General features: G+C 64.5%; 6 protein-coding genes and 1 pseudogene. 4 read left to right on the forward strand and 3 right to left on the reverse strand.

All coding sequences use genetic code 11. From position 1 onward, the window contains the following. The 3 genes from WBF82_RS05210 to WBF82_RS05220 all read left to right on the forward strand — a co-directional run. On the forward strand, nucleotides 1-588 hold a 588-nt coding region (locus WBF82_RS05210), incomplete at its 5' end, for a thiolase C-terminal domain-containing protein (RefSeq protein WP_424382025.1). Nucleotides 589-599: 11 nt separating this feature from the next. Further along, nucleotides 600-1,670, forward strand: coding sequence for a zinc-binding dehydrogenase (locus tag WBF82_RS05215; RefSeq protein ID WP_424382026.1), 1,071 nt, complete (start codon nucleotides 600-602; stop codon nucleotides 1,668-1,670). After that, a complete protein-coding gene (locus tag WBF82_RS05220) occupies nucleotides 1,667-2,275 on the forward strand; it encodes a TetR/AcrR family transcriptional regulator (protein WP_424382027.1) in 609 nt (202 codons plus the stop codon). Before WBF82_RS05215 ends, WBF82_RS05220 begins: the two co-directional genes overlap by 4 nt. A 1,006-nt stretch (nucleotides 2,276-3,281) precedes the next feature. Here the strand turns inward: WBF82_RS05220 and WBF82_RS05225 are convergent. Together WBF82_RS05225 and pruA are read right to left on the reverse strand one after the other, a co-directional pair. Further along, nucleotides 3,282-4,304, reverse strand: coding sequence for a proline dehydrogenase family protein (locus WBF82_RS05225; protein ID WP_424382030.1), 1,023 nt, complete (start codon nucleotides 4,302-4,304; stop codon nucleotides 3,282-3,284). Nucleotides 4,305-4,306: 2 nt separating this feature from the next. Beyond that, nucleotides 4,307-5,935: an L-glutamate gamma-semialdehyde dehydrogenase gene (gene pruA / locus WBF82_RS05230; RefSeq protein ID WP_424382028.1), complete on the reverse strand. Its 1,629-nt coding sequence runs from the start codon at nucleotides 5,933-5,935 to the stop codon at nucleotides 4,307-4,309. An 83-nt stretch (nucleotides 5,936-6,018) separates the two neighbouring features. On the opposite strand from pruA, the gene WBF82_RS05235 reads away from it, so the two are divergent. After that, entirely contained in the window at nucleotides 6,019-7,620 is a 1,602-nt protein-coding gene (locus tag WBF82_RS05235) for a PucR family transcriptional regulator (protein WP_424382029.1), read from the forward strand. Here the strand turns inward: WBF82_RS05235 and WBF82_RS05240 are convergent. Further along, a pseudogene (locus tag WBF82_RS05240) lies at nucleotides 7,601-8,862 on the reverse strand (alpha/beta hydrolase fold domain-containing protein). The gene WBF82_RS05235 and the pseudogene WBF82_RS05240 overlap by 20 nt on opposite strands. Nucleotides 8,863-9,177: the final 315 nt, after the last annotated feature.

A 9,177-nucleotide genomic window follows, 5' to 3' on the forward strand; every position in this document is an offset into this window, starting at 1 on the left:
GATCACCAGAACTCCCGCTGGATCATCGAACCCGTTCTGCGACTGCTTGATTGCTGCCAGGAAAGTGACGGCGGGGTGGCGCTGGTGGTCACCAGTGCCGATCGCGCCCGAGACCTGCGACAGCCGCCGGCGATCATCACTGCCGCCGCGCAGGGCGCAGCGGCCAACGGTGAAATGATGACCAGCTACTACCGCGACGACATCACTGGGCTGCCGGAGATGGGCGTGGTCGCGAACCGGCTGTGGCGCGACTCCGGGTTGAAACCGCAAGACATCCAAACCGCATTCATCTACGACCATTTCACGCCGTTCGTGTTCACCCAATTCGAGGAACTCGGATTCTGCGGTCGCGGTGAAGCCAAAGACTTCGCCACCGTCGAGCGGTTGTCGCTAGGTGGGGAACTGCCGATCAACACCAACGGCGGACTGCTCGGCGAGGCTTACATCCATGGGATGAACGGCATTACCGAGGGCGTGCGCCAGGTCCGCGGAACCTCGCATAACCAAGTCGACAACGTCGAGCATGTGCTGGTCACGTCAGGCACCGGCGTGCCCACCAGCGGCCTTATTCTCGCACCGGATAGCTAGGGAAGACCGCCATGCCGAAGATCGCATTGCTGACCGCAGTCGGCGGGCCGATTGAACTCGCCGAGTTTCCGCTCACCACACCGGCACCTGGTACCGCCGCGCTGAAACTGCGGATGGCCGGTATCTGTGGGTCCGACTTGCACATTTTCCGCGGCGAACTCCCGCTGTTCTACCCGTTCGCGATGGGCCATGAAATGGTCGGCGAAATAGCCGAACTCGGCGAGGGACTGACCACCGACGCGACCGGCAAGTCACTAGCAGTGGGCGACCGTGTGGTCACGCCGTACTTCTGGACGTGTGGGCAATGCCATGCATGCGCACGCGGGCGCCCGCACGCCTGCCAGAACCTCATGGCAGGCGAATTCCGCACCCACGACCAAGCCCCGCACTTCGTCGGCGCGCACGGCGAGTACTACTACACCACCACTAGACAACCGTTGTACAAAGTGCCCGAAGAGCTCGCCGACGAAGCCGTCGCGCCCCTGAATTGTGCACTGGCCCAGGTACTGTTCGCGCTGCGCGATGTGCGACTGGGCGACACCGTCGTCATCCAGGGTGCCGGCGGGCTGGGCATCAACGCCGCCGCCGTCGCGCACACCGCAGGCGCGGCGGAGGTCATCGTCATCGATAAGATCGCGGAGCGACTCGACGTCGCATCCGATTTCGGCGCCACGCACTGCATCGATGCCAGCAGCATCTCCACCGCACAGGTCACCGAACAGATCCACCGGCGCACCGACGGCATCGGCGCCGACTGGGTGCTCGAAGTCGTCGGCGCGCCGGGCGTCATTCCCGACGGCATCGGTTTCCTCAACAACGGCGGCACCGTGCTCGAAGTCGGAAATATCGGAACCGGACGCACCTTCGAGCTCGACCCCAGCGTTCTGGTCTACGGCAACAAGTCAGTGCGCGGCGTGATGCTCTACAACCCGATTACCCTGGCGACCGGGTTGTCGTTCTTGCAGCACACCAGCTTTCCGTTCAGCCGGCTGATGCCCAAGCCGTTCCATCTCGCCGATGTCAATGCCGCGTTCAAATCGGCCGATGCCGGCCTGGTGCCCAGAGGCGCGTTGGTTCCGTGATGACACAAGCCACCGCGACGGATACCCGCGAACTCATCGTCGAGTCCGCGTACGCCTGCTTCCGCAAGCAAGGGCTGCAAAAGGTGACGATCGTCGACATCGCGAAGATGGCGGGTGTCTCCCGCAGCACGATCTACGAGTACTTCCGCGACAAGTCCGCCATCGTCGAAGCATGCGCCGAGCACGCCTCCGAGCAGTTCTACCGGCAGATGTCCACGGCGATGGACCGGGGCCGTTCGCTGGAGGACAAGCTCAGCCGCGCAGCGGTATTCGTGACCCAGGCACGACGGGTCATCGCCTCGGAGAAGTACTTCGACGAGGAGGCCATCAGCCTGCTGCTGACCAAAGACGCCGCGGTGTTGCTGCGCGAATGCGTCGACTTCTTGGCGCCCCACCTCGCCGCCGCCAAGCTCACCGGCGAGGTTCGCAAAGACCTCGACATCCAGTCCGCCGGCGAATGGTTCGCGCGCATACTGTTCTCGCTATTCAGCACACCGTCATCGACATTGGATATGGACGACCCCGATGTCGTCGCCGACTTTGTCCGCGCGCATCTGGTCCGAGGATTCGCCGACGAACGACCGCGGCCGCGACGCGCTCTGTGACGGGTGCGTTCCCCGCATCGCTGGGCGACAACCGGTCCAGGCCAACTCGCTTTTACTGCATCTTTAACTGCATGAGCGTAGGCTCAAGCTACGGATCCACGGCAGACCAAGGTCGGACCGGAAGAGAAGATTCCTCCTCTCGGCTGTGGCGCCTAGCACCAGCACTCGGTACCCACGCGAAGCAAAGCCCATCATTGGGCACAGCGCGGTGGGCTTGCGTCAGGCGCGACAACGTGTCCTGACGCCGAGGCCACATTTCACCGCGCCATCACGCACGCTTGGTAACCCGGTGGCTGGTGCTTCGGACGGCCTCCTGTTCGTCAGGAGTGCCGTCCGACTCGGGTAGGCCGAACTCCCGTAGCCGGTGGCGGTCTGCTCGCCGAAGCACGCATCCTGCAAGCTGGGTAATCGTGTCCCAAACCAAAATGGCGCAGCCGCAGCGAATATTCGCGCCGTCGGGAACCAGCGTCGGCTCCGTGGCGCGGGTGTGTTCGATCTGCAGGCGACCACGACCGCGCGCGGCTCTCGCCCGCGTCTGGGCGCGCCTCGGCTGGTAGTCGTGACAGCGTCGCTTTCGGAACTCGGCTCGCGCCACGGCTGATCGGCTAGCCCCCCGCGAGTACTTGCTTCTTGCTAGCTAATCCCCGAGCGCGCTCAGCGAGAACGGTTGTCCCGCAGGCGGGTTCCAGCGTGCCTAATAGTGCTATGATGAGCACCTAACGAGAAGCAGGAAAATGAATAGTCGTCTTGAAAGTTTATGGTACGCAATACAACATCCGCTGGGACCGTCGCGGGAACTCGGGTCATACGCAAACCACCAGAAGAGTGTTGAGAAGCTGATTCGAGAGATGAACGCAAGAGGTCGATTCTGATATCGTTCGACCTTCTTGAATCAATTCATCTCCACACAGACCGCACATCGGTACCGGCACATTCGGGCAGGACAACGTAGTTCGCAGATACGCCAGAGCGTCCTGACAACGTCCTAAAACCCGCGGGATCTGCCTCAGTGACCACGTTCAGCCAGCGCACGCATGAAAAATGTCAGGTTGGCTGGTCGCTCGGCCAACCGGCGCATGAAGTACCCGTACCAGTGGGTGCCGAACGGCACATACACCCGAACCCGGTTGCCGGCGGACGCCAGCCGCAGCTGCTCGCCGTCGCGGATGCCGTACAGCATCTGGTATTCGAAATCGCTGGCGTTGCGCCCGGATTCGCTCGCCAATGCCGGCACCGCATCGATGACGACCGGATCGTGAGAGGCCACCATCGGATATCCCGAACCCGTCATCAGCACCCGAAGGCAGCGCAGGTACGAGTCGGTGACCTCCCAAGTATCCCGGTAGGCCACCGATGCCGGTTCGTCATAGGCACCCTTGCATAGCCGCACCCTTGCCCCGGACGCGGCGAAATGCGCGCAGTCGCCGTGTGTGCGTCGCAGGTAGGCCTGCAAAACGACGCCCAGCCAAGGGAAGTCAGTGCGCAGGTCGGCCACGATCGACAGCGTCGAATCCGTGGTGGTGTGGTCCTCGGCGTCCACCGTCACCCACGCGCCGACCTGTTCGGCCCGTTCGCAGATGCTGTGCGCGTTCGCGAATGCGATCTTCTCTCCGTCGCGGTCCAGCGCCTGCCCCAATGCCGACAGCTTGCACGACACTTCGAGCGGGCGCACACCTTCGCCGACGGCATCCGGCCGCTGGCCCAGCGCGTCGAGCAACTGCAGGTAGGCACCCATGGTGGCAGTCGCGCCGTCGAGGTCGGCGACATCCTCGCCCAGGTAGTCGATGCTGACCAGCCGACCCGAATTTCGCAGTGCCGTAACGCTGTCCAACACTCGATCAAGCGATGACCCGGGTATGAACCGGTGCACAACCTTGCGGGTCACCGGCAGTCGTTCAGCGGCCCGCCGCAACCCGTCGGAGTGGCTGGCCGCCAGTATCGCCGGACGCAGCGTCTTGGCAAAGAGACCGGGTTTGATGCGGGCGACCCGCTGCGCCCGGCTTCGCCGCGCTGGCGATCGCCCGGACATCATCACTGTGCCATGTGCGGATAGTTGTGCTCGGTGGCCGGGACGAACGTCTCCTTGATCGAGCGTGCCGACGTCCAGCGCAACAAGTTCAGCACCGATCCGGCCTTATCGTTGGTACCCGAGCCGCGCGACCCGCCGAACGGCTGTCGGCCCACCACCGCCCCGGTCGGTTTGTCATTGACGTAGAAGTTGCCGGCCGCGAAGCGCAGCCGATCCTGTGCGGCCAGCACGGCGTCGCGGTCGTCGGCGATCACAGCGCCGGTCAAGGCGTAACGCGAGCCGGTGTCGACGACGTCGAGGATTCGCTCGTACTGATCGTCGGGATAGACATACACCGACAGCAGCGGGCCGAAATACTCGGTAGCGAAGGCCTCGTCGGTCGGATCGTCAGACAGCAGTACCGTCGGGCGTACGAAATAGCCTTCACTGTCGTCGTATTCGCCGCCGACCGCGATCGTCACACCGGCCGCACCTTTTGCGCGTTCGATGGCGTCGACGTTCTTGACGAAGGCACGCTCGTCGATCAGCGCACCGCCGAAGTTGGAGAAGTCGGTGATGTCGCCGTACGGCAGCTCGGCGGCCGCCGCCAGGAAGTCGTCGCCCATCTGCTGCCACACCGAGTGGGCGATAAACGCTCGCGACGCCGCCGAGCACTTTTGACCCTGGTAGTCGAACGCGCCGCGAATTAATGCGGTGCGCAGCACATCGGGCTGCGCCGAGGCATGCGCGAGCACGAAGTCTTTGCCGCCGGTCTCACCGACGAGGCGCGGATAGCTGTGGTAGCGCTCGATGTTGGCGCCGACCTCGTGCCACAGCCGCTGGAAGGTCGCCGTCGATCCGGTGAAGTGGATTCCGGCCAGTCGCGGATCCGCCAGCGCCACATCGGAAACCGCGTAGCCGTCACCGGCGACCAGGTTGATCACACCAGGCGGCAACCCGGCAGCCTCCAGCAGTTGCATGGTCAGGTACGCGGCGAACGTCTGAGTGACCGACGGCTTCCACACCACCGTGTTGCCCATCAACGCCGGCGCGGTGGGGAGATTGCCGGCGATCGCAGAGAAGTTGAACGGCGTTATCGCGTAGACGAATCCGTCCAACGGCCGGTAATCGGTCCGATTCCATTCACCGCGTGCGCTTAGCGGCTGCTGTGCCAGGATCTGGCGTGCGAAGGAAACATTGAACCGCCAGAAGTCGACCAGCTCACAGGGCGCGTCGATTTCAGCTTGGTAGGCGGTTTTGGATTGACCCAGCATGGTCGCGGCGGCGATCGTCTCCCGCCACGGCCCGGCGAGCAGATCGGCGGCGCGCAGAAAGATCGCGGCGCGTTCGTCGAACGGGGTCGCCGCCCAATGCGCGCGGGCGGCCATTGCCGCGTCCACAGCGGCGGTGGCGTCGGCGTGGTCGGCGTTGGTCAGCGTGCCCAGGGTCGCGGCGTGCCGGTGTGGCTGCACGACGTCGATGCGCTCACCTTTGCCCAGCCGATGGGTGCCGCCAATGACGTGCGGCAGGTCGATCGGCTCATCGGCCAGGGCGGTGAGCGCAGCCATCAGTCGACTGCGTTCGGGCGAGTTCGGCGCATAGTCCTGCACCGGTTCGTTTGTCGGCACAGGAACGGAGGAGATGGCATCCATGTCTCCAGGGTCTCAGCGGCGAAGGTCCACATGCTTGGCTGATCAGACAAAGCCAGGTGCCGTTGATAGTAGAATCAGACAACATGCGAGCGACGGGCGTCGGGCTGGGTCAGCTGCTACTGGCCCTTGATACCACCGTCGTGAGCTTGGTCGACGCGCCTCGCGGGCTCGACCTGCCGGTAGTGACCGCGGCGCTGATCGACTCCGACGATGTGCGGTTGGGCCTGGGTCGCGGCGCGGACTCGGCCGACGTGTTCTTCCTCCTCGGCGTTGCCGACGACGAAGCACAACACTGGATCAATACTGGCCCGGCCGATCGCGCGCCGGTGGCCGTCTTCGCCAAGAAACCGTCCGACGCCCTGGTGGCCAGGGCCATCGCAGCGGGGACGGCGGTGGTGGCGGTCGAACCGCAGGCGCGTTGGGAGCGGCTGTACCGCCTGGTGAATCACGTCCTCGAGCACCACTCGCCTTTTTCGAACGAGCGGGCCGATCCGCGCAACGACTCGGGCACGGACTTGTTCGGCCTGGCCCAGTCGCTGGCCGACCGTATTCACGGGATGGTCAGCATCGAGGACGAGCAGTCGCATGTGTTGGCCTATTCGGCGTCCAACGACGAGGCCGATGAATTGCGGCGACTATCGATCCTGGGTCGTGCCGGGCCGCCCGAGCACCTGAAGTGGATCGGGCAATGGGGCATTTTCGATGCGCTGCGGGCTGGCGGTGATGTGGTGCGCGTCGCCGAGCGCCCGGAGCTGGGTCTGCGGCCCCGGCTGGCGGTTGGTATTCGTCAGCCCTCCCTCGACGAGCGCAGGGCACCGGTCTTCGCGGGCACCATCTGGGTGCAGCAAGGCGCTCGGCCGCTGGCGGACGACGCCGAGGAGGTGCTGCGCGGAGCCGCCGTGCTGGCCGCCCGGATTATGTCGCGGCTAGCCGCCAGGCCGTCAACGCACGCGCTACGGGTCCAAGAGCTACTGGGCTTATCCGATAGCGGTCCGGTCGATGTCGACGCCATTACACGTGAGCTGGGAATCGTGTCCGACGGCAACGCCGCCCTGATCGGTTTTCACACGCCAGACCGTCACGCCAGGCTGGCCGACGTGCTGGCATTGAGCGCCAACGCTTTTCGGTCTGACGCGCAGGTCGCATCGCGCGGTTCGCGGGTATATGTGCTGCTGCCGCATACTACGAAGCGGTCCTCGCTTGCCTCCTGGATTCGCGGCACTATCGGCGCGTTGCACAGCGAGCTCGGACTGCAGTTGCGGGCGGTAGTGGCCGCGCCGGTCGCCGGCCTAGCCGGCCTGGCCGCCGTGCGCGCGGAGGTGGACCGGGTGCTGGATAGCGCTGAGCGCCACCCTGATTCGTTCGCCGCTGTGACATCGCTGGCCGAAGCGCGCAGCACCGTACTGCTCGACGAGATCGTCACGATGGTCGCCGCCGACGAACGGCTCATTGACCCCAGGGTGCGCGACCTGCAAGCCCACGAGCCGGAGTTGGTCGCGACGCTGCGGGCTTATCTGGACAGTTTCGGTGAAGTGGCCGCGGCGGCAGTACAACTGCACGTCCATCCCAATACCGTGCGTTACCGAGTCCGCCGGATAGAGAAGCTACTGTCGATGTCGCTGGCTAATCCCGAAGTGCGGCTGCTTCTTTCGCTGGGGCTACGGGCTATCGAGCGATCTGGTTAGACGTCACGGCCGTGCGTTCGTAGATTTCGGCCAGGAACTGCTCGACGGCCACCGCCGCATGGGTGGCGCGGGCCGACCCGAAGATGTCAAAGGCGTGCTGGGCGAACGGCAGTTCGGCGTAGGCGACCGGCTGCCGGCTGACTTCGCGCAGGGCTGCGGTGAAGGCGCGGGCCTGCTCGACCGGAATCAACGAGTCGTTGCGCCCGTGCAGCACGAAAAACGGTGGTGCATCGGCTGATACATGCGTGATCGGCGAGGCGGTGCGGAATGCCTCTGCGGTTTGCGCTCGCCGCAGCTTGAACACGTACTTCGCCAGCGTCGGCACCATCAGCGGGTGGATCGCATCGTTTCGGGTGAAGTCGTAGACACCGTAGAACGGCACGGCGGCCCGCACGCTGGTGTCGCATCCTCGAAGCCCGGCTGAAACTGGGGATCGTTTGCGGTGAGGGCAGCCAGCGACGACAGGTGTCCGCCGGCGGAACCGCCAGTGATCGCGATCCAGTCCGGGTCGCCGCCGAATTCCGCGATGTGCTCCTTGGTCCACGCCAACGCCTGCTTGACGTCGACGATCTGGTCAGGCCAGGTGGAGCGCGGGCTGAGCCGGTAGTTGATCGCGACACACACCCAGCCCAACTCGGCGAGGTGGCTCATCAACGGATAAGCCTGCTGACGTTTGCTTCCCACCATCCAGGCGCCACCGGGAACCTGCAACAGCACCGGTGCCCGTCCGCCCGGGTCGAGGTCTGGCCGTCGCCAGATATCGAGGTGGTTGCGCGAGCCGTAATCGCCATAGGGAATGTCAGTGTCGTGCGCGTAGTCGCCGTAGATGCGCATCATGCGGATCAGCCCGGGCGTCTTGGCCGTGCCGGCACCGTCCGGCCGCTTCCATAAATCGCCCGCCTCGGTGCGACGATCGGTGCCCAGCCCGGCGTCGAGTGCCGCGGTGAGCGGACCGTTGGCCTGGCGGCCGAGGCGGTTGAGACCCAGCAGACCGAACCATGACAGCGCCGACACCAGCCAGCTGAACCGGCGCAGCCGCGGCGAGAGCCTGCGGGTTATCGCGGCCAGCAGCGCGAACTGGCCGGCAAGAATTTGTAACGGCAACTCGGAAGCAAACACTCCGAAGCTGAATGCGTATATCGAGAGGTAACCGCGCTTGCTCAGCGGTTGATAGCCATTGGCGGTGACCGCGAGTCCGGTCAGCGAACCGAGCACAGCTGCCAGTTTCTTCACGACTGCCACTTAACCATCTACTGGCCTTTTTAACCGTGCGGGGTGACGCGGGCGACTGCGGCGGGCGGCGAATCACTTAAATCACTTATGTCACTTTGGTTTTTGGCTGTGGATAGGCAGGGCCTTTTGTCGGCCCGGCCCGTTATAATTCGAACATGCGTTCGAGTGATCGTGAGGAGATCGTGAAGCGCTACGACGCGCTGCACGATGCGATCTCTGACGTGCTCGAAACGTCCTCGGACTCGCTGACCACCCCCGAATACTTGGCAATGCTGGCACGTCTGGAAACCGAGACCCGACGACTGCCCACAGCCGGTCATGCGT

Origin of the sequence: Mycobacterium sp., from assembly GCF_049673265.1 — a bacterium.
Taxonomy (GTDB): domain Bacteria; phylum Actinomycetota; class Actinomycetes; order Mycobacteriales; family Mycobacteriaceae; genus Mycobacterium.

What these genes read in the sequence shown, in the direction of transcription:
- WBF82_RS05215 (WP_424382026.1), top strand. Translation starts at nt 600, where the DNA reads ATGCCGAAGATCGCATTGCTGACCGCAGTCGGCGGGCCGATTGAACTC.
- WBF82_RS05235 (WP_424382029.1), top strand. Translation starts at nt 6,019, where the DNA reads ATGCGAGCGACGGGCGTCGGGCTGGGTCAGCTGCTACTGGCCCTTGAT.
- pruA (WP_424382028.1), bottom strand. Translation starts at nt 5,935, where the DNA reads ATGGATGCCATCTCCTCCGTTCCTGTGCCGACAAACGAACCGGTGCAG.
- WBF82_RS05225 (WP_424382030.1), bottom strand. Translation starts at nt 4,304, where the DNA reads ATGTCCGGGCGATCGCCAGCGCGGCGAAGCCGGGCGCAGCGGGTCGCC.